The 20,031-nt window shown below is 62.9% G+C and carries 16 protein-coding genes, 1 tRNA gene and 1 other RNA gene; 8 read left to right on the forward strand and 10 right to left on the reverse strand.

Going from position 1 to position 20,031, the window contains the following annotated elements:
• Nucleotides 1-65: 65 nt before the first annotated feature.
• The 7 genes from nifJ to KOM00_RS01410 all read right to left on the reverse strand — a co-directional run bounded on the left by nifJ (nucleotide 66) and on the right by KOM00_RS01410 (nucleotide 7,308).
• Nucleotides 66-3,617 (reverse strand): pyruvate:ferredoxin (flavodoxin) oxidoreductase, encoded by a 3,552-nt coding sequence (gene nifJ / locus KOM00_RS01380; protein ID WP_216497041.1) that lies wholly within the window; start codon nucleotides 3,615-3,617, stop codon nucleotides 66-68.
• A 76-nt stretch (nucleotides 3,618-3,693) separates the two neighbouring features.
• Nucleotides 3,694-4,287, reverse strand: a complete 594-nt coding sequence (gene recR / locus KOM00_RS01385) for a recombination mediator RecR (protein WP_216497042.1) — start codon at nucleotides 4,285-4,287, stop codon at nucleotides 3,694-3,696.
• A 140-nt stretch (nucleotides 4,288-4,427) separates the two neighbouring features.
• Nucleotides 4,428-4,742 carry a YbaB/EbfC family nucleoid-associated protein gene (locus tag KOM00_RS01390; RefSeq protein ID WP_216497043.1) on the reverse strand — a complete coding sequence of 105 codons (315 nt, stop codon included), beginning with the start codon at nucleotides 4,740-4,742 and terminating at the stop codon, nucleotides 4,428-4,430.
• A 48-nt stretch (nucleotides 4,743-4,790) separates the two neighbouring features.
• Nucleotides 4,791-6,545 (reverse strand): DNA polymerase III subunit gamma/tau, encoded by a 1,755-nt coding sequence (gene dnaX / locus KOM00_RS01395; protein WP_216497044.1) that lies wholly within the window; start codon nucleotides 6,543-6,545, stop codon nucleotides 4,791-4,793.
• Nucleotides 6,546-6,623: 78 nt separating this feature from the next.
• Nucleotides 6,624-6,722: signal recognition particle sRNA small type (gene ffs / locus KOM00_RS01400), an RNA gene on the reverse strand.
• A 33-nt stretch (nucleotides 6,723-6,755) separates the two neighbouring features.
• Nucleotides 6,756-6,846: transfer RNA gene (locus KOM00_RS01405), tRNA-Ser, on the reverse strand.
• A gap of 123 nt (nucleotides 6,847-6,969) precedes the next feature.
• Nucleotides 6,970-7,308 (reverse strand): hypothetical protein, encoded by a 339-nt coding sequence (locus tag KOM00_RS01410; RefSeq protein WP_216497045.1) that lies wholly within the window; start codon nucleotides 7,306-7,308, stop codon nucleotides 6,970-6,972.
• Between the two features lie 208 nt (nucleotides 7,309-7,516).
• Between KOM00_RS01410 and mfd the strand changes: the two genes are divergently transcribed.
• From mfd to KOM00_RS01425, 3 genes are all read left to right on the forward strand, one after another.
• Nucleotides 7,517-10,990, forward strand: coding sequence for a transcription-repair coupling factor (mfd, locus tag KOM00_RS01415; RefSeq protein WP_216497046.1), 3,474 nt, complete (start codon nucleotides 7,517-7,519; stop codon nucleotides 10,988-10,990).
• Nucleotides 10,991-11,047: 57 nt separating this feature from the next.
• On the forward strand, nucleotides 11,048-11,992 hold the full coding sequence (locus KOM00_RS01420) for a peptidylprolyl isomerase (RefSeq protein ID WP_216497047.1): 945 nt from the start codon (nucleotides 11,048-11,050) through the stop codon (nucleotides 11,990-11,992).
• Between the two features lie 96 nt (nucleotides 11,993-12,088).
• Nucleotides 12,089-13,048 carry a peptidylprolyl isomerase gene (locus KOM00_RS01425; RefSeq protein ID WP_216497048.1) on the forward strand — a complete coding sequence of 320 codons (960 nt, stop codon included), beginning with the start codon at nucleotides 12,089-12,091 and terminating at the stop codon, nucleotides 13,046-13,048.
• 89 nt (nucleotides 13,049-13,137) lie between these two features.
• Here KOM00_RS01425 and KOM00_RS01430 read toward each other — a convergent pair whose 3' ends face one another.
• Entirely contained in the window at nucleotides 13,138-14,034 is an 897-nt protein-coding gene (locus tag KOM00_RS01430) for a DnaJ C-terminal domain-containing protein (RefSeq protein WP_216497049.1), read from the reverse strand.
• Nucleotides 14,035-14,184: 150 nt separating this feature from the next.
• Between KOM00_RS01430 and KOM00_RS01435 the strand changes: the two genes are divergently transcribed.
• Nucleotides 14,185-15,384 (forward strand): protoporphyrinogen/coproporphyrinogen oxidase, encoded by a 1,200-nt coding sequence (locus KOM00_RS01435; protein ID WP_216497050.1) that lies wholly within the window; start codon nucleotides 14,185-14,187, stop codon nucleotides 15,382-15,384.
• Between the two features lie 76 nt (nucleotides 15,385-15,460).
• On the opposite strand, the gene KOM00_RS01440 is transcribed toward KOM00_RS01435, so the two are convergent.
• A complete protein-coding gene (locus tag KOM00_RS01440; protein WP_216497051.1) occupies nucleotides 15,461-15,991 on the reverse strand; it encodes a hypothetical protein in 531 nt (176 codons plus the stop codon).
• A 136-nt stretch (nucleotides 15,992-16,127) separates the two neighbouring features.
• Between KOM00_RS01440 and KOM00_RS01445 the strand changes: the two genes are divergently transcribed.
• On the forward strand, nucleotides 16,128-16,604 hold the full coding sequence (locus KOM00_RS01445; protein ID WP_216497052.1) for a peroxiredoxin: 477 nt from the start codon (nucleotides 16,128-16,130) through the stop codon (nucleotides 16,602-16,604).
• A 74-nt stretch (nucleotides 16,605-16,678) separates the two neighbouring features.
• Here KOM00_RS01445 and KOM00_RS01450 read toward each other — a convergent pair whose 3' ends face one another.
• Nucleotides 16,679-17,050 carry a hypothetical protein gene (locus KOM00_RS01450; protein ID WP_216497053.1) on the reverse strand — a complete coding sequence of 124 codons (372 nt, stop codon included), beginning with the start codon at nucleotides 17,048-17,050 and terminating at the stop codon, nucleotides 16,679-16,681.
• A 226-nt stretch (nucleotides 17,051-17,276) separates the two neighbouring features.
• Between KOM00_RS01450 and KOM00_RS01455 the strand changes: the two genes are divergently transcribed.
• The 3 genes from KOM00_RS01455 to KOM00_RS01465 all read left to right on the forward strand — a co-directional run bounded on the left by KOM00_RS01455 (nucleotide 17,277) and on the right by KOM00_RS01465 (nucleotide 19,981).
• Complete coding sequence (locus KOM00_RS01455) at nucleotides 17,277-17,816, forward strand: acyloxyacyl hydrolase (protein WP_216497054.1); 540 nt, start codon at nucleotides 17,277-17,279, stop codon at nucleotides 17,814-17,816.
• 70 nt (nucleotides 17,817-17,886) lie between these two features.
• The gene (locus tag KOM00_RS01460; protein ID WP_216497055.1) at nucleotides 17,887-18,459 is read left to right on the forward strand and encodes a GreA/GreB family elongation factor; all 573 of its coding nucleotides are present in this window, start codon (nucleotides 17,887-17,889) and stop codon (nucleotides 18,457-18,459) included.
• A gap of 199 nt (nucleotides 18,460-18,658) precedes the next feature.
• The gene (locus tag KOM00_RS01465; protein ID WP_236026701.1) at nucleotides 18,659-19,981 is read left to right on the forward strand and encodes a GspE/PulE/PilB domain-containing protein; all 1,323 of its coding nucleotides are present in this window, start codon (nucleotides 18,659-18,661) and stop codon (nucleotides 19,979-19,981) included.
• Nucleotides 19,982-20,031 lie beyond the last annotated feature (50 nt).

Raw genomic sequence — 20,031 nt, forward strand, 5'->3', positions numbered from 1 at the left:
CGGCACAGGTAAAGATTTTATGCACGGGTCTGGCCCCTGTCAAGCGCTTTTGTTAGATTTCTTTCCTATTTCTCGAAGTCCATTTCCGCCATCCTCTTGTACAGATCGAAGCGGCGGGCGGTGAGTTCGGAGGAGCGGGCCATGAGAGTCGCGGCCGCCTCCGGGTTGTTCTTCTTCAGCACGCGGTAGCGGTTCTCGCCGTAGGCGTACTCCTCGAGAGATATGCTCGGCTCCTTGCTGTCCAGGACGAGCGGGTTCTTGCCCTGTTCGGCGAGCTCCGGGTTGTAGCGGACCAGCGGCCAGTGGCCGGAGGCGACCGCACGCTTCTGGGTCTCGACGGCGGTGGCCATGTCGATGCCGTGGGCGATGCAGTGGCTGTAGGCCAGGATCAGGGACGGGCCGTCATACGCCTCGGCCTCCATGAACGCCTTGACCACCTGGGCCGGGTTGGAGAGAGAGACCTTGGCGACGTAGACGTTGCCGTAGGCCATGGCGATCATGGCCAGGTCCTTCTTGGCCTGCGGCTTGCCCCCGGCGGCGAACTGCGCCACGGCGCCCATCGGGGTGGACTTGGAGGCCTGGCCGCCGGTGTTGGAGTACACCTCGGTGTCGAGCACCAGGAGGTTCACGTTCTTGCCGGAAGCGATGACGTGGTCCAGGCCGCCGTAGCCGATATCATATGCCCAGCCGTCGCCGCCGACGATCCAGACCGACTTCTTGACCAGGTAGTCGGCGATGGAGAGGAGCTTCTTCGCCGCGGCGTCGCCGGAAGCGGACAGGATCTCCTTCAGCTTGGCCACGCGGGCCCGCTGCGCCTCGATACCGGCCTGGGTCTTCTGGTCGGCGCCCTTGATCTCGGCGACCAGCTCCGCCGGGAGGGAGAGGGTGTCGATCAGCTCGAGCGCGGCCTGGTTGAACTTGTCCACGGCGAGCCTCATGCCGAAGCCGAACTCGGCGTTGTCCTCGAAGAGCGAGTTGGACCAGGCCGGGCCGCGACCGTCGGCGTTCTTGGCCCACGGGGTGGTGGGCAGGTTGCCGCCGTAGATCGAGGTGCAGCCGGTGGCGTTGGCGATGAGCGCGCGGTCGCCGAAGAGCTGGGACATGAGCTTCAGGTACGGGGTCTCGCCGCAGCCTGCGCAGGCGCCGGAGTACTCGAAGAGCGGGCGCACCAGCTGGCTTCCCTTGAGGGTGTCGAGCTTCAAGAGGCTCGGGTCGGTCTCGGGGAGGTTGAGGAAGAACTCGTAGTTGGCTGCCTCGGAGGCGCGCAGCGGCGCCTGGAACTTCATGTTGATCGCCTTGTGCTTCGGGTCCTCCTTCGACTTCGCCGGGCAGTTGGCCACGCAGGCGGCGCAGCCGGTGCAGTCCTCGGGGGCTACCTGGATGGTGCACTTCATCCCCTTGAACTCGTTGCCGCGGGCGTCCGCGGACTTGAAGGTTTCCGGTGCACCGGCCAGCTTGTCGGCGTCGTACACCTTCATCCTGATGGTGGCGTGCGGGCAGACGAAGGAGCAGATGCCGCACTGGATGCAGAGCTGCTCGTCCCAGACCGGGATGTCCACGGCGATGTTGCGCTTCTCGTACTGCGAGGTCGCGGTCGGGAAGGTGCCGTCGGCCGGGAGCATGGAGACCGGAACGTCGTCGCCGTGACCGGCGATCAGCTGGGCGGTCACTTCCTGTACGAACTTGGGAGCGTGGGCGCCCACCACGGCCGGCTTCCTGATCTTGCTGGTGGCGGTCGCCGGGACCGTGATCTCGAAGATGTTCTCGAGGGCGGCGTCCACCGCCTTGTTGTTCATCTCGACGACCTTCTCGCCGGACTTGCCGTAGGACTTCTTGATGGCGTCCTTGATGGAGGCGATGGCGGCGTCAAGCGGCATGATGTTGGAGATCTTGAAGAAGGCGGTCTGCATGATCACGTTGATCCTGGCGCCAAGGCCCAGCTTCTCGCCCAGCGCGATGGCGTTGATCACGTAGAACTTGAGCTTCTTGTCGATGATCTGCTGCTGCACCTCGACCGGCATGGAGTTCCAGACCTGCTCCTTGTCGTCGGTGAGCGAACAGAGGAGGAAGGTGCCGCCGACCTTGGCGCGGGTCAGCATGTCGTACTTCTCGAGGAACGAGAAGTTGTGGCAGGCGACGAAGTCCGCCTGGTCGATCAGGTACGGGGAGCGGATCTCACCCTTGCCGAAGCGCAGGTGCGACACGGTCACTGTGCCGGCCTTCTTGGAGTCGTAGACGAAGTAGGCCTGGACGTTGTTGTCCGTGTTCTCGCCGATGATCTTGATGGAGTTCTTGTTGGCGCCGACGGTGCCGTCGGAGCCCAGGCCGAAGAACATGGCGGAGTAGGTACCGGCGGAGGGGTTCACGAAGCTCGGATCGTAGTCGAGCGAGCAGTTGGTGACGTCCTCCTTGATGCCGACCACGAAGTGGTTCTTCGGCTTGTCGGCCTTCAGGTTGTCGAACACCCCTTTGGCCATGCCCGGGGTGAACTCCTTGGAGCCCAGGCCGAAGCGGCCGCCCACGATGATCGGGTAGGACTTGAAGGAGGTCTTGCCGTCCGCCATGGCCTCGCCGATGGCGGTCCTGACGTCGAGGTAGAGCGGCTCGCCCAGGGAGCCCGGCTCCTTGGTGCGGTCGAGCACGGCGATCTTCTTGACGCTGGCCGGGAGGCAGGCTGCGACGGCGTCAACCGGGAACGGCCTGAACAGGCGCACCTTGACCAGACCCACCTTCTCGCCGGCAGCGTTCAGGGTCTCCAGGGTCTCCTGGACCGTGTCGGCGGCGCTCCCCATCACGATGACGACGCGCTCCGCGTCCGGGGCGCCGACGTATTCCGCGACGGAGTACTTGCGGCCGGTGAGTCCTGCAAACTTGTCCATCTCCTCCTGCACGATCTGCAGGGCTTTCGGGTAGTAGGCGTTGACGGTCTCGCGACCCTGGAAGTAGACGTCCGGGTTCTGGGCGGTGCCGCGCAGCACCGGACGGTCCGGGGTCAGCGCGCGTGCCCGGTGCGCCTGCACCAGTTCGTCGCTGATCATGAAGCGCATGTCGTCAAAGGTAAGCTCCTCGACCTTCTGTACCTCGTGGGAGGTCCTGAAACCGTCGAAGTAGTGCATGAAGGGGACGCGCGCCCTGAGGGTGGCCGCCTGGGAGATCAGCGCGAAGTCCATGACCTCCTGCACGTTGTTGGAGCAGATCATGCCCCAGCCGGTGGAACGGGCGGACATGACGTCGGAGTGGTCGCCGAAGATGTTCAGCGCGGCGGCGGAAATGGCGCGGGCAGAGATGTGGAACACCGTCGAGGTGAGCTCGCCGGCGATCTTGAACATGTTCGGGATCATGAGCAAGAGGCCCTGGCTGGCGGTGAAGGTGGTCGTGAGGGCGCCGGCCTGGAGCGCGCCGTGCACGGCACCGGAGGCGCCCCCTTCGGACTGCAGCTCGGAAACGGAGGGGACGGTGCCCCAGATGTTCTTCTCGCCCCGGGCGCTCTTCTCGTCGGAGATCTCCCCCATGACCGAGGAGGGGGTGATCGGGTAGATGGCGATCACCTCGTTGGTGGCGTGGGCCACGTGTGCTGCCGCGGTGTTACCGTCGATTGTTACCATTCTGCGGGACATTGATTTCCTCCTGTGTTTGAAAATCCAATTGAGCTTTACGGTAAAAGATCGTTCTAGTTCCCACTCGCGAAGGGGCTCAAAGCTCCGAGCGCCCCTCCACCGCCCGCTGCACGGTCGCCGCGTCCACGTATTCCAGGTCGCTGCCGATGGGGATGCCGTGCGCCAGACGCGTCACCTTGATCCCGAGCGGCTTGATCATCCTGGTCAGGTAGAGTGCCGTCGCCTCCCCTTCCACCGTGAAGTTGGTGGCGATCAGCACCTCGCGTACCTCGCCCCCCTCCAACCGCTGCATCAGCTCGGCGATCCTCAGGTCGCGGGGTGTAACGCCGTTTAACGGTGAAAGCGCCCCCTGAAGCACGTGGTAGCGGCCGCGGAAAGCGCGGCTTCTCTCAAGGGCCAGCAGGTCTTGCGGCTCCTCCACCACGCAGAGCGTGGCGCCGTCGCGCTCCCCCGAGCAGATCCAGCAGGGATCGTCCTCGGTGATGGCAAAACAGAGGGAGCAAAAACGGACCTTTTCCTTCACCTGCAGGAGGCTCTCTGCTAACGCCTCGATATTACCGGGATATTTAAGCAGATGAAAGGCAAGCCGCAAGGCACTTTTTTCACCGACACCAGGCAGTTTCTTCAATTCTCCCACCAGCCTGGTCAGCGAGCCCGAAAAATGTAGCATATTCCCACCATGGATAAAACAAGTTTTTACTGGTTATTTTTACCAAAAAAATTTTGATCGTAGAATTGGATAATTAAAGGGTGCACACCTAACGGCGTGCACCCTCTCTTTCATCCATCTGCTGCGATAGCCGGGGACCTCTAGAAAAGGCCGGGGATGCTCAGCCCGCCGGTGATCTTGCTCATCTCCTCGCTCATCTCCTGGTGCACCTTCTTGAGGGCCTCGTTGACGGCGGTGATGACCAGATCCTGCAGCATTTCCACGTCTTCGGGGTCGACGGCTTCCTTCTTGATGACCAGCGAGAGCACCTGGTTCTTGCCGTTGACAACCACCGTTACCGCGCCGCCGCCGGTGGTCACCTCGGCGGTTCTTTCCGCCGCCTGCTCCTGCAGCTTGCCCATCTTCTGCTGCATCATCTGCGCCTGCTTCATGATCTGCGCCAAACCTTTAGACATCGTATCCTCCAATTTTACTTTATTGTCGCAGCGTACCGCGGAACATTGTTATGATTTTGCCGCTTCTTTTTGCGGAAGTTCCTGCACCTCGGCGATCTCGCCGTCGAAAAGCTCCACCGCCACGGCTACCAGCGGATGCTCCTCCGCCTCGCGCCTCAGGACTGCCTTTCGCTCGGCGTCTTCAAGGCTTTTTTTTTCCGACAGGGTCGGGGCGGCGTCCGAGGGAGGCCCGCTCAGCGCGACCACCTTGACCTGGGTCGGGACGCCGAAATGGCCTTGGGCCAGGCTCTTCAGTTCGTTGATCTGCTCAGGATCCTGCAGCCGGGTCAGTTGGAAGGAGCCCTGCAGGCAGCCGATCTCCAGGACGCCCTGGGCCACCTTGACCGGGTAGACCTCTTCCAACGCGCCACCGAGCATCGGCTTCTTCGCCTTGACCGCCTGCACGAAGCCTCCCCAGAGGTCGCCGCCGGAGGCAAAGGCGGGCGGTGCCGCCTGCGGCTCCGCGGCGGGGCGCGGCGGGGCTCCCGCCACCGGTGCTGCCGCAACGGGAGCTGCGGCGGGGCGGGAGGGTGGCGACTGCTGCTGAGGCGGCGCCGACTGCTGTGCCGGGCGCGGCGCGGGGGAGGACGGGCGCGGCGCTTCGGCGCGCGGCGGCAACGGTCCCCCCTTTTCCAGGGCGTCGAGGCGCGCCAGCAGGTCCTGCACCGGGATGGCCGGGGCGAGACTCGCCATCTTGATCAGCGCCATCTCAAGGATCAGGCGCGGAAAGCCCGCGTGCGCCATCTCGGCCTCGGCCTTGAGCAGGATGGCCAGGTGGCGCTGCAGGTCCTGGACCGAGGCCTGCCCCCCCAGCGCGGTCAGCTCTCCCAGCTCGGCGTCCGAGAGCTCCAGCAGGTCACCCGGCTCCCCGACCGCCTTCAGGATGGCGATGTTGCGGAACTGGTTGATCAGTTCCTGGCAGAACTGGCGCATGCTGTAGCCGAAGGAATCGACCTGGGCCACGATACCGAGGGCCCCCTTGACGTCAGCCTCGAGCACGCTGCGGCAGCCGTCCATGATCAGGCGCCGGTCCACCACGCCCAAAAGCGCGGCCACGTCGGCATCGGAGACGCTGTTGCCACAGAAGGCGAGCACCTGGTCCAGCGTGGAGAGGGAATCGCGCATGCTGCCGTCCCCCTTCCTGGCCACGACCGAGAGCGCCTCGTCGGATACCTGCACCCCCTCCTGGTCCACGATGAAACGCAGCCTCGAGACGATGCGCGGCAGCGCGATCCGCTTGAAGTCGAAGCGTTGGCAGCGCGACAGGATGGTGATGGGGACCTTGTGCGGTTCGGTGGTGGCGAAGATGAACTTGACGTGCGGCGGCGGCTCCTCCAGCGTCTTCAAAAGCGCGTTGAAGGCGTTGGTGGTCAGCATGTGCACTTCGTCGATGATGAATATCTTGTAGCGCGAACGCGAGGGGAGGTACTTGATGTTGTCCCGCAGCTCCCTGATGTCGTCGACGCCGGTGTTGGAGGCGCCGTCGATCTCGAAGACGTCGACCGAGTTCCCCTCGGTGATCTCCAGGCAGGTGGAGCAGGTGTTGCACGGCTCCACGGTCAGGCCGCTCTCGCAGTTGAGTGCCTTCGCCAGGATGCGCGCAGAACTGGTCTTGCCGACCCCGCGGGCGCCGGTAAAGAGAAAGGCGTGTGCCACCCTGCCGCCGTCGATGGCGTTTTTCAGGGTCTGACTGACATGCTCCTGGCCGACCAGGTCGCTGAAGGTCTGGGGGCGCCATTTTCTAGCAAGGACAAGATAGGACAAGGCGGCGTACCTCTATGGCATCACGTGGTTCATGGTTCGTGCGGGGCGTGGGGCGGGCGGGGGGTTGCGGAAAGAGCTGATAGCTGGGCTACCCCGCGGCACACGGGGGCGGTTACTGCCGCTGCTTCCTTCCGGACCTGACGGGGTTCATAACCTTCCGTTGCGCGGGACCCAGCTATCAGGTCTATCCGCAAAGGGTAAATGTAAATATGGCGGAGAGAGAGGGATTCGAACCCTCGGTACGCTATTAACGTACACACGCTTTCCAGGCGTGCTCCTTCAACCACTCGGACATCTCTCCACAACAAGGAGGAGATATATAATACACGCCGCATTAATTGTAAAGCGAATTCTTCAGGGGGACGTAAAACGCCGGCCACCCAAGCAGCAACGGTGGGCCGGACCCGGCACCAGTGCGCTGCGGTCAACCGGCCAGTTCGTCGGGCCGGCGCCCCTTCTTACGCATGAGGATGGCCTGCAGGAGGGACTGCTTCTCTTTTTGCAGCAACTGCTTGGCGATGATGGAGCGCACCGAGAGGAGTTCCTTTCTGAGCGCCTCGGCGTTCTTCACCAGGTGCCTGGCCCGGGGGTCGCTCCGGACGTAGGGGGAGAGCAGGTGCACGGCCTCCGAGATCTTACGGCTGACCAGCACCCGTTCACGGTAGTCTTCCAGCCGGCCCGATTTGAGGCGTTCCTCTAGTGCAGCAAACTCCGCGCTGAAGTAATTTATCACGTCGGAGTGGAGGACATCTTCTTGTTTCATAGGCTCACCCTTAATTAAACTTCTCACAGCCGGTTCTCCTCAGGCTTCAAAAAGCTCTTCGGCAGCTCCCATTTTTTCTTTACTTTTATTTGGGGTCGCCGGAAAAACTTTGCCTGCCAACTGTCTGGATAATCGGCCCCGTTTTTGCTATGCTCAACCGGTGCTAAAGAGCTCCACCCACCAAAGCGAAAGGCCCCGCCCCGACACGATGACCATGCCCGAAGTGCAGTACCTGAAACAGCTCAACGAGAAACTGACCTCCCCCACCTGCCAGGTGAGCGTGGCGGGGCTGGAGGGGTCAGCGCCTGCCTACCTCCTGTCGCGGCTCGCCGATGACGGCGCGCCGCCCATGGTGGTGCTGACCGCCGACCAGGAGAGCGCGGACGAGCTCGCCCGCGAGCTTCGCTTCTTCGCCTCCCGTCCGGAGGCCGTGCTCCCCTTCCCCGCCTGGGATGTCACCCCTTTCGAGGCGGCATCGCCCCACCCGGACCTGGTCGGCGAGCGGCTGAACGCGCTCGTACGCCTCTTGGACGGCGGGGCGCGGGCGGTGGTGCTCCCGGTTGCCAGCGCCCTGCAGCGGGTCATTCCGCGCGACACCCTGGGCGGGGTCTGCCAGTACCTGGTGACCGGCGAGGAACTGGAGCGGGACGGCCTGGTCGAAAAGCTGGTGAAGCTCGGCTATTCCCACGTCCCCCTGGTCGAGGACCGCGGCACCTTCTCGGTGCGCGGCGGGATCCTGGACATCTTCCCTCCCGACCGGGAGCAGCCGGTGCGCATCGAGTTCTTCGGCGACCTGGTCGAGACCATACGCCTCTTCGATCCCGTCTCCCAGCGCTCCCTGGAGCCGCTCGAGGAACTGGTACTGCTCCCCTCGCGGGAGGTGATCCTCTCCGAGCAGGTGGTGAAGGAGCTCGCCCCGAGGCTCAAGCGGCGCTGCGACCACCTGGGCATCGGCGCCGACCGCCGCCGAGAGCTCCTGGAGCAGCTCCAGCAGGCCATCTATCCCCCCGGGGTCGAGTTCCTGCAGCCCCTGTTCCACCCGCAGTTGGAGACCATCCTCGATTACGCGGGGGAGGGCGCCGTCCGGGTGCTGGTCGACCCCGCCGCCATAGCCGATGCGCTGCAGCGCTTCGGGGAGGACCTGGACAGCGCTGCGAAACGCGCCGAGCTGCGCGACGCCATCGTCTGCGACCCCGCCGAGCTCTACCTCTCTGCGCAGGACCTGGAGCGCGCCCTCTCCAGCGGCCGTCGCCTGGAGTTCCCCCGCCTGGAGATCGAGGGGGAAGGGGGCGAAAGGCTCCGGTTCGCCTGTTCCGGCAACCAGGACTTGAAACTCGATACCAACCCGGAAGGGGAGCGGGTGCTGGCCCCGTTGACCGAGAAGGTGGTGACCTGGATTGCGGCGGGGAACCGCGTGCTGATCCCCTGCCACCAGGCCGGGCAGGCCAGGAGGCTCTACGAGCTCCTCTCGCACTACCGCCTCCCCCTGGAACACTCCCAGGATTCGTTCCGGACCGCCGCGGCCCGCCCCCCCGGCCGGGTAGAGATCCTGATCGGCGAGATATCCCGCGGCTTCCGGCTCGAGCAGGAGCGCCTGGTGGTGATCGCCGAGGAGGAGATCTTCGGCAAGAGGGTGAAGCGGCGCGGCCTCTCCGAGGCAAGGAAGCAGCAGCTTCTCACCTCGCTGGCGGAGTTGAAGCCGGGCGACCACATGGTGCACATCGACTTCGGCGTCGCCCTGTACCGGGGGCTGCAGCACCTGAGCCTCACCGGGATGGAGGGGGACTTCCTGCTCCTCGAGTACGCAGGGGGCGACAAGCTCTACCTACCGGTGGATCGCATCAACCTGGTGCAGCGCTACGTGGGAGCCGAAGGGATCGAGCCCAGGCTGGACCGCCTGGGCGGCGCCGGGTGGGAAAAGGCCAAGGCCAAGGCCCGCGCCGAGATCCAGGAGATGGCGGGGGAGTTATTGAAGATCCATGCCGCCCGCGAGATCCAGGAAGGGTACCGCTTCTCCCCCGCCGACGACATGTACCGCGCCTTCGAGGCCTCCTTCGCCTTCGAGGAGACCCCGGACCAGGCGGCCGCCATCGACCAGGTGGTCGCCGACATGGAGAGCCAGCGCCCCATGGACCGCCTGGTCTGCGGCGACGTCGGCTACGGCAAGACCGAGGTGGCCATGCGCGCCGCCTTCAAGGCGACCCTGGACGGCAAGCAGGTGGCCATCCTGGTGCCGACCACGGTCCTGGCCCAGCAGCACGCCGAGAGTTTCGCGGCGCGGCTCAAGGACTACCCGGTGCGGGTGGAGATGCTGTCGCGCTTTCGCACCCCGCAGCAGCAGAAACAGATCCTTGAGGGGGTGAAGAAGGGGGAGGTCGACATCGTGATCGGCACCCATCGCCTCCTGCAAAAGGACGTGGTCTTCAAGGACCTGGGGCTGTTGATCGTGGACGAGGAGCAGCGCTTCGGGGTGGCGCACAAGGAAAGGCTCAAGCAGTTCCGTGCCGTGGTGGACATCCTCACCCTCACCGCGACGCCGATCCCGCGCACGCTGTACATGTCGCTCATGGGGATCCGCGACCTCTCCATCATCGACACCCCGCCGGTGGACCGGCTCGCCATCAAGACCTTCGTCTCCCGCTCCTCCGACGAACTGATCCGCGAGGCCGTCCTGCGCGAGCTACGCCGCGGCGGCCAGGTCTTCTTCGTGCACAACCGGGTGCAGTCGATCGGCGCCATGGCCGAGGAGTTACGGCGCATCGTCCCCGAGGCCAAGATCGCCGTGGGGCACGGACAGATGGCGGAGAAGGAACTTGAGCAGGTGATGCTCTCCTTCATGCACGGCGAGGCGAACCTCCTTCTGTGCACCACCATCATCGAAAGCGGCCTGGACATCCCCACCGCCAACACGCTCATCGTGAACCGCGCCGACACCTTCGGGCTCTCCCAGCTCTACCAGCTGCGCGGCAGGGTCGGCCGTTCCAAGACCCGCGCCTATGCCTACCTGCTGATTCCCGGGGAGGGCTCCATCTCCTCCGATGCTCGGGAGCGGCTGAAGATCATCCAGGAGCTGACCGAACTAGGGGCCGGCTTCAGGATCGCCACCCACGACCTGGAGATCCGCGGTGCCGGCGATCTCCTGGGGGCGCGCCAAAGCGGCGACATCGCGGCGGTCGGCTTCGAGCTCTACACCGAGCTCCTGGACGAGGCGGTGCGGACCCTCAAGGGGGAGGCGCTCCCCGAGCGGGTGGAACCGGAGATCAAGCTCAAGGTACCGGCCTTCATCCCGGAGGATTACGTCCGGGACCCGAACCAGCGCCTGCTCATCTACAAGAAGCTGACCCAGCCCGCCGACGAGGCGGAGGTCGACGACATCCGCGAAGAGCTGGCGGACCGCTTCGGGCCGCTGCCGGTCGCGGCGCTCTACCTCCTGGAGGTGATGCGCCTGCGCGTCGCCCTGAAACGGCTCCTGGTGAAGGAGATCGAGTACTCCGGCAACGAGCTCTCGCTCGCCTTCCACGAGAGGACGCCGGTCTCACCGGACGCCATCACCGGGTTGTTGCGGAAAGAGAAAGGAAAATACAGGTTTACGCCGGACTTCCGGCTTTACGTGCGGGTCGCCGACTGCTCGTTCGACGGGGTGCTGGCGGAGGCCAGAAATGTCTTGAAATGCCTAGTGTGATATGCTAGCGTTCCCCGGATTGGAATAAATTTACGCTAATTACAAAAGGAGCCAATCGTGCACTTCAGCAAAACCACCGCAGTACTTTTGATCGCGCTCAGCGTTGCCTTTGCCGGCTGCAAAAAGCAGCAGGAGGCCACCGGGGCGAAACAGGAAGGTCCGGGTAAAGGGATCGTCCTCGCCGAGGTGAACGGCGCCAACATCACCGACAAAGATTTCTACAAGGAGCAGGCCGCCCTTCCTCCCCAGCTCAAGCCCATGACCGAAACCCCGGAAGGGAAGAAGGAGATGGTCGACACCATGGTGGTGCGCGAGCTGATCCTGCAGCAGGCAGCTAAAGACGGCATCGACAAGAGCCCGGAAGTGGCCGCCAAGCTCGAGGATCTGAAGAGGCGCGTCATCGTCGAGGCGTTCCTCAAGAAGAAGATCGAGGAGTCCGCCAAGGTGAGCGACGCCGAGATGCAGGACTACTACAACAAGAACAAGGACAAGTTCAAATCCGACGCCCAGATCAGGGCCAGCCACATCCTTGTGAAGTCCGAGGCGCTGGCCAAGGAGATCGAGAAGCAGCTCAAGGGTGGCGCAAGCTTCGAGGAACTCGCCAAGAAGAACTCCATCGACGGCGCGGCCCCGAAGGGGGGCGACCTCGGCTGGTTCAGCAAAGGCTCCATGATTCCTGACTTCGAAAAGGTGGCCTTCGGCCTCAAGGACGGCGAGACCTCCGGCATCGTGAAGACCCAGTTCGGCTACCACATCATCAAGAAGACCGGTTCCCGTCCGGCCGGCGTCCGCACCCTGGACGAGGCGAAGGACGAGATCAAGGCGGCCCTGGCCCCCGCCAAGCAGCAGGAGACCTTCAAAAAGCTCAAGGATGACCTGAAGAAGCAGGCGAAGATCTCCTTCAAGGAAGATGCCCTGAAAGAACTCGGCGGTGAAGGCGCCAAAGGCGGCGCGACCCATCCGGCCGACGCACAGCCGGCCCAGCCTGCACAGGCCAAGTAAGCGCAATCATTCAGGCAGCAACAGAATAAACAAACGGCCGGGCTAGTCCCGGCCGTTTTTGCACAAGCGCCGCCTCTGCGGCCACAGAGAGAACACATGGTCAAAATCATCATCGCCTGCAGCTTGCTTACCCTTCTCGCCGCAACCCCAAGCTTTGCCAACGCCAAACAGATCAGCAGCATCGCCGCCATCGTCAACGACGAAGTGATCACCAGCGTCGACGTCGACAAGGAACTGGCCCAGGTCCAGAAGGAGACCGAGAAACTTCCGGCTTCCGAGAAGACCGGGCTGCGCAGCGTAGCGGTAAACCGCCTGGTGGACCGTAAACTGGTCGAGCAGAAAATCCGCGAACTCGACATCAAGGTAAGCGACGAGGACGTGCGCCTGGCCATCGAGGACGTCAAGAAGCAGAACAACCTGACCCAGGAAGCGCTGGAGAAGGCGCTGGCCACCCAGGGGCTCACCGTCGAGCAGTACAAGGTGCAGCTCAAAGAGCAGTTGGAGCGGATGCGGCTCATGAGCCAGGAGGTGCGCTCCAAGATCCAGGTGGGCGAGCGCGAGATGCACGAATACTACGAGGCGCACCGGGCCGACTACGGCGGCAGCGAGACCTTCCACGCGCGGCACATCTTCTTCAAGCTGGACCCGAAGGGGAGCGCCGAGGATGCCGCCAAGACCCGGAAGCTCGCCGACGAGGTGCTGGCCAAGGCCCGAGGGGGCGAGGACTTCGTCGAACTGGCCAAGAAGTACTCCCAGGATCCTGCGGCCGCCAAGGACGGGGGGGACCTGGGAACCTTCAAGAGAAGCGACATGCTTGCCGAGATCGGCAACACCGTCGCCGCCATGAAGCCCGGCGAGGTGAGTTCGCTGGTGGAGAGCCCGGCCGGACTGCACATCATCAAACTGGAGCAGAAGAGCCAGGAGAAAGGGCGCCCATTCGAGGAGGTGAAGGACTCCATCGAGGAACAGCTCTACAAGAAAAAATCGGACGAACGCTTCAACCAGTGGGTCAAGGACCTGCGCAGCGCCGCCAGCATCGACATCAAGCAGCCCTGAGTTGCCGCTTCCAAAGACAAAAAATCCCCCTCGCCCGGTAACGGCGAGGGGGATTTTTTATTTCGAACTGTGGTGCCTGCCCGTGAAAGCTAGAGCCCTTCCGCCGCCAGTTGCTCCACCAGCTCGCGCTGGCGCGCAGTCGGTTTTTCGGGCACGTGCACCGCGACCCTCACGTACATGTCGCCACGCGCCTGCGACCCGAGCACCGGAAACCCCAGCCCCTTCAGGCGCACCTTGGTGCCGGACTGGATGCCGGCCGGGATCTTGATCCTCTTGGTCCCCTCCATGGTCGGCGCCTCGATCTGCCCGCCGAGTACCGCCTGTGAGAAACGCACCTCGTGGTTGAGCACGATGTCCGAACCCTCGCGCTGGAACAGGGGGTCCGAGCCCACCGTCACGGAGAGGTACAGGTCCCCCGCGGGGCCGCCCATGCGCCCCGGCGCGCCGCGCCCGGCAACCCTGAGCCTCGCGCCGGTCTCGATCCCTGCCGGGATCTTCACCGACAGCTCTTCGCGTGCGCCGTCGCGCATGAAGGCCACCCGTTTCTCGGCGCCGTCGTAGGCATCGCGGAAGGTGACCTGGATCTCCATGGAGAAGTCCTCTCCCTTGGCGGCCATGGGGCGGCCGCGGCCGCCGCCGCGCTGACGCCGCACCGCGTCGCCGAAGATGCGGGAGAAGATGTCGTCGGTGCCAAAGCCCTGATCGCGGAACATGTCGTCGACGTTGAAGCCCCTGAAGATATCCTCCTGCGAGAACCGCTCGTGGAAGTTGGTGGAGCCGAACTGGTCGAACTGCTCTTTCTTCTTGGGGTCGGAGAGGACCGCGTACGCCTCGTTGATTTCCTTGAAGCGCTCCTCGGCCTGCTTGTCGCCCGGGTTCTTGTCCGGGTGATACTTGACCGCAAGTTTGCGGTACGCCCGCTTGATTTCGTCCGCCGAGGCGCCTTTTTTGAGGCCGAGCACCTCGTAATAATCTCTTTGCGCCATGTTAGTTCCCTTTCATATTTCCTTCGTTTCAGCTCCACAGAATGTAATAGCTGACTGAGTCATTGTCAACATGTTGTAAACCTTGACAACCCGCGGCAGGCGCGCTTATATAGGCTGGAATTAACGACCCTTAAAAACAGGAGCTGCCAGATGAAGCAATTCGACGCCATCGTCATAGGTGCAGGGATCAGCGGTCTCAGTTTCGCAAGCCATACAGCTGCCAAGGGGCTGAATACGCTGGTTCTCGAGAAGAGCGACAGGCCTGGCGGCTGCTTTCATTCCCATCGTTTCGAGGGGAGCGCGGCCGGGTTCTGGCTGGAGCTCGGTGCCCACACCTGCTACAACTCCTACGGCGGTCTGCTGGAGCTCATGGAAAGGCATGCCCTGATGGCAAGCATCCTTCCCAGGGAGAAGGTGTCGTTCAAGATGCTGGTGAACAACGAGGTAAAGAGCATCCCCTCGCAGCTCTCCTTCCCGGAGTTGTTCTGCTCCGCGTGGAAGCTGTTCACCCTTAAGAAGGACGGCGCCAGCGTCGCCTCGTATTACGGCAGCATCGTCGGCCGAGGGAACTACGACCGGGTCTTCGGTCCCGCCTTCAACGCCGTCATCTCGCAGCGTGCCGACGACTTCCCGGCCGACATGCTGTTCAACAAGCGCCCCAGGAGAAAGGACGTCATCAAGAGCTTCACCCTGCAGGGGGGGCTGAACAGCGTCATCGACAAGCTGGCCGTCGCGGACCGGGTCACCCTGCAAACCGGCGCAGAGGTAGCCCGCATCTCCAAGGACGCGAACGTTTATACGGTGGAGTTGGCCGACGGGACCGCGTACCAGGCGCCTCGGCTCACCCTGGCCGCCCCTCCCCCCGCGAGCGCCAAACTCGCCGGGGAGATCGCGCCGGAGCTCTCAAAGGTGCTCACTCAGATCAAGCTCGAGACCATCGAGAGCGTGGGGTTCGCCGTACAGAAGAGCAAGTTGAAGCTGCCCCTTATGGCCGGTCTGATCCCGACCGGCGAGGAGTTCTACTCCGCCGTCTCTCGCGACACCGTGCTGCACGACAGCTACCGCGGGTTCAGCTTCCACTACAAAGCCGGAAAGGTGTCCCTGGAAGCCAAGCTGAAACGGATCGCGTCCGTGTTGCAGGTGCAGACCGACGACCTGGAGCAGGTGGTGCAGCGGGAGAGCCAGCTCCCCTCCCCGGTGGTGGGGCACAAGGCGCTCACCGACCAGATCGACCGCCTGGTCCAGGGGAGCAACCTCTACGTCACCGGCAACTACTTCGCCGGGATGGCCGTCGAGGATTGCATCGTACGCTCGAAGAAAGAGTTCGAAAGATTAGCCGCGTCGCTGTGACACCCGCGTCTTTTGGTGAAAAAAGCCCGCCCACGTCGTGGGGCGGGCGTTACCGAACCCAAAACCGCAACCGCTCTTAAAGCCTCCACCGCCACAAACACAACCCCAAAACCCCACCATAGAGCGCCACACCCGCCGGATTCGAAAAGGCGACCTTCAGATCCTGCCCTGACGGTATCGAGCTGTAGCTGAAAACATAAATGGCGACGTACATCAGGAGGGTGTGTGGCAGATCAGCAGGAAACCACGTACTCCACCCCAGGTACAGGTAATAGGCGATGACGTTCAACATAAGCGGCGCCAGCGCCGAGGGAAGCGCGGAAACCGGTCCCGGGCTGCTGATGGTAACCGAGCCGAGCACCCAACGCCCCGGGCCATCCCGGCGGGGTATGATGCTGAACCCTACGGGCCGCCCCCCGGTGACGGCGGCGACCACGAGGTGCGACAACTCGTGCAGCAGCGTCCCGGGGAGCGCCCAGCAGATCTGCCAAAAGGCACCTGCCCTACCCACCCGCGCCTGCAATACCGCCAGCGCGATCACCAGCAACACCCCCGCGAAGTGGTGCCACCTTCCAGGGTCCGCTGCCGCCTCCATGATACCGCCCATGTTCCCCCCTCCAGTTGACCAGCGGCAGCATACCCCGAATATCAGCCGGTGACAAGGCGTCATGCCTCTTGCGAACTACAGCCATTCTGCTATGGTTTATCGGCTAATGAGAAGCACGTCAAAGGAGGATGAAGCTATGTTTCTGGAAGGACAAAATGCCCCCGATTTCAGACTTCAGGGGAGTGACGGGAAGGCGCACACACTCGGAGATTATCGGGGAAAGCTCCTGGTTCTTTTCTTCTACCCCAGGGACAACACCCCTGGCTGCACGGCGGAGGCGGTAGGCTTTGCCAAGCTGCACCCGCTCTTCGAGCAGCTCGGAGCGGTGTTGGTCGGGGTCTCCAAGGATTCCATGAAGTCTCACGACAAGTTCATCGCCGACTTCAAGCTCCCCTTCACCCTCCTCTCCGACCCGGACGCCTCCGTTATGAGAAGTTACGGTGCCTTCGGCGAGAAGGTCCAGTACGGCAAAACCACCATGGGCACCATCCGTTCCACCGTGGTGATCTCACCGGACGGGATCGTCATCAAACACTGGCCCAAGGTGCCCAAGGCTTCGGAACACCCGGACAAGGTTCTGGATTTCTTCAAGATGCTCGCCAAAGGTCGCTAGGCAAAAGAAAAGGGGCGAAATCCTTCGCCCCTCTCTTCTTTCCCTGTGCAGCCGGCCGTTCCGAGGCCACCCGCTTAATCGACGTAATTGTAGTTCGTTTCACTGTCCAGGATCTTCACCATTGACTCGGCTGTGTACGGATACTCTGTTTCCGATTCCTCGACCTTCCTGTTGGGCGGCGGCGTCCAACGCAGCACCCAGTCCCCATCACGTTTCTCTTTGAACACTCTGCCCTGGCAGCGGGCTTCGAGAGTGCGCCACATCTCGTCTTCATTGATCAACTCGAAACCGTCGATCTTCTCACTTTCATTCAGGTTCTGCAGGAACCTGTCAAGCAGGTCGAAGTCAATGAAGTCCTCCTCATTGCGCCACCACTTGATGAATACACCGTCGGGGTGAGCACTCTTCGCCTCTCTGATCTCCTTTACCAGTTGGTATCCTTTCATGGCCACCTCCTTCGGGCTTGTTCCTGCCTGCCTCATTCTGCCTTACAGGGCCTATTAAATAGTACATCCGGCGTTACTTTTCCGCAAGCGACAGTATCAGCCACCGCCCGCCGGCCGTCGCGGGAGAGCGGAATCTCAACGATGAGATCTGCACCCAGCCGCTTGAATTTCAGAAAATTGCAGCTTAAATGTTACATCGTTAACCACACCTCACTCGGAGCCCGCCATGACAAGGATCTGCTGCCTGCTGCTGATTGCATTCGCTCTGTCTCTGGGTGCAGAAAGCTACGCGTGCGCCAACAGCTGGGGCCCCTTCGGGGTGCGCGGGGGGATCGCCGTGGACGGCAGGGACAACGGCGCCGAAATCTTTGAAACCTTCGCCACCTACCAGCTCCCCTGGAACCTGCGCAGCAAGGGTGGTTGGGGCGTGTCCACCCAGGTTTCTCTGACGGCCGGGGTCCTTTCCAGCGGCGACGACCTCGGATTCATCGGCTCGGTCGGCCCGGCCTTCGGCATCGGCAATCCCGACTCCGTCGAACTCGACCTCGGCGTAAGCATCGCCGTGCTCAGCCGTGACGAGTTCGGCGGGAGAGATTACAACGGCATCGAGCAGTTCATCTCCCATGCCGGCCTCATCTATCGCTTCACCCCGTCCTTCGCGCTTTCTTACCGGTTCCAGCACATGTCCAACGCCGGCCTGAACGGGTATATGAACCCCGGACTCAACATGCACCTCTTCGGGATCAACTGGTACCCGGAGAGGTAACCATCTTCCTTTTGACAGATCCCCTCCCGCGTTATACTATCGGTGCCCTGCAACGGCCGGGGTAAGGGACATGATCACGCCAGCTGCCGGTGATCCAGGGTTGAAGCACTCCCCGAAACGTCCCGGTACGCCGGCACGACAATTCACCTTAGGAAGGTTTCCCATCGTTACCACCAGAAAGAGCCGGCTGCACCGGCTTATCATCGAAAGACTGGCGCAGGATCTGTCCGTTTTGTCCAATGCCGCCAAAACCGCTCACGAAGCCGCCATCCACGAAGAAAATGTCCCGGATAACAAGTACGACACGCTGAGCCTGGAAGCATCATACGTCGCGCAAGGGCAGGCGAATCGGGCCCAGGAGCTGAAGCGCGCGCTGCAGGCGTACCAGCGCCTCACCCTGCACCCCTTCGGCGAAGGGGACAGCATCCGGCTCACCGCCCTGGTGACGCTCGAGGACGAGGAGGGAACAGCCAAGACCTTCTTCATCGGCCCACAGGAAGGAGGCCTCAAACTGCAGCTCGACGGCGAGGAGATACTGGTGATCACCGCGGCCTCCCCCCTGGGGAGCGAGCTGATCGGGAAATCGCTGGGAGACGAGGTGGAACTGGGAAGCAGTTGCTACGAGATCGTCGACGTTTGCTGATCTGTGCAACCGGCCGTTTGCTATTGACATTGCCCTACGGCGGCTCTAAATTAGCGCCTGATTAACAACGTCGTTTCTCTGCCACTCCGGCAGGTCGGCCGCGCAGGCTTCGACCGGCGCCGCCCCCTCGTCGTCATGGCGTTGGTTCAATGAATTGCACGTGTAATTTGATGTTTTGGCGGAGGGTAGCTTGGAAAAAATGCGGTTAGGCGAAATGCTGGTTCAGGCGGGGAAGATCACGCCGGCCCAGCTCGATGAGACGCTCAAAGGTCAGGCCATATTCGGCGGACGTTTCGGTACCAACCTGGTGGAAATGGGGTACCTGGACGAGCAGGACCTGGCGGAGTTCCTGAGCCAGAAGATCGGCATCGCCCACGCCGCTCCGGGCCAACTGCTCGACATCCCCCCCAACATCATCAAGCTCATCCCGTTCGACTACGTCAAGAAGTACAAAGCCATTCCGATAGCGCTCAACAACCGTAAGGTCACCCTCGCCATGGTGGACCCCACCGACCTTCACGCCATCGACGAGATCGCCTTCGCGACCGGCTATATCATCGTACCGGTGATCGCGCCGGAACTGCGCATCGTGACCGCCTTGGAGAAGTACTACGGCATCAAGCGCGAGGTGCGCTATATCAGCGTCGAAGGGGGCAGCAGAAGCCGGAGCAGGCACCATGCCGCCCATTCCCCCACCCCACCTCCGGCCAAGCCTGCGGCACGGGTGGTGACAGCTCCCCCTCAGCCAGCGCCGCCCAAACCGACGCTCGAAGAGTGGCCCGTTCACATGGAGGAGGAGATCCTCGATCTTCCCATGCTGGAGGAGTTGAGCCTGGAAGTGCTGGAGCAGGCCGAGGTGGCAACGGCGCCGGCAACGGCCGCGCCAGTCGCCCCGCCAGTCGCCCCGTCTCCGGCACCCGAGGCAGCGGCGCCCCCGGCGAGCCAACCGTCCACCCAACAGGCCGCGGCCGCCGCACCGCCCCCTGTGGCAGTGGCCGAGCTGTACCAGGAGGAGATCGAGGAACCGGAGCAGGATTACTCGTTGGAAAGCGTCCTGGTCGGGCTGGCCGAGGCGGACGACCGCGACTGGATCGCGGAACTGATCACCGGCCACCTGGGGCCCCAGTTCAAACGGGTCGCCTTCTTCCTGCTGCGCGGCGGGCACGCCACCGGGTGGATGGCACGGGTCGACAACAAGCTTGTCCCCGAGTTCGAGGGGCTGGAGCTTTCACTGGACGAACCGTCGGTGCTGAACGTGGTGAACCAGAGCAAGAGCTTCTTCCTGGGGCCGATGCCCCCCACCCCCGGCAACCAGGCCATCATGGAAGCCCTCGGGGGCGGTACCCCCTTCAACAATTTACTGGTGCCGCTGCTGATGATGGGGCGCGTGGTCGCCGTCTTGTACGTCGGCGGGGGCAGCTTGCCCCTCGACGAGAAACTTCCCGAAATACAGAGGCTGATAGGGAAAGCGGCCATGGCTTTCGAGATCCTGATACTGAAGAGCAAGATTATGATGACATGATCTAATGATCCGATCACCGTCCGCGGACTAATTGACTTTCGGCAGCGCTA

The sequence above is a fragment of the Geomonas diazotrophica genome, assembly GCF_018919385.1.
Classification (GTDB): domain Bacteria; phylum Desulfobacterota; class Desulfuromonadia; order Geobacterales; family Geobacteraceae; genus Geomonas; species Geomonas diazotrophica.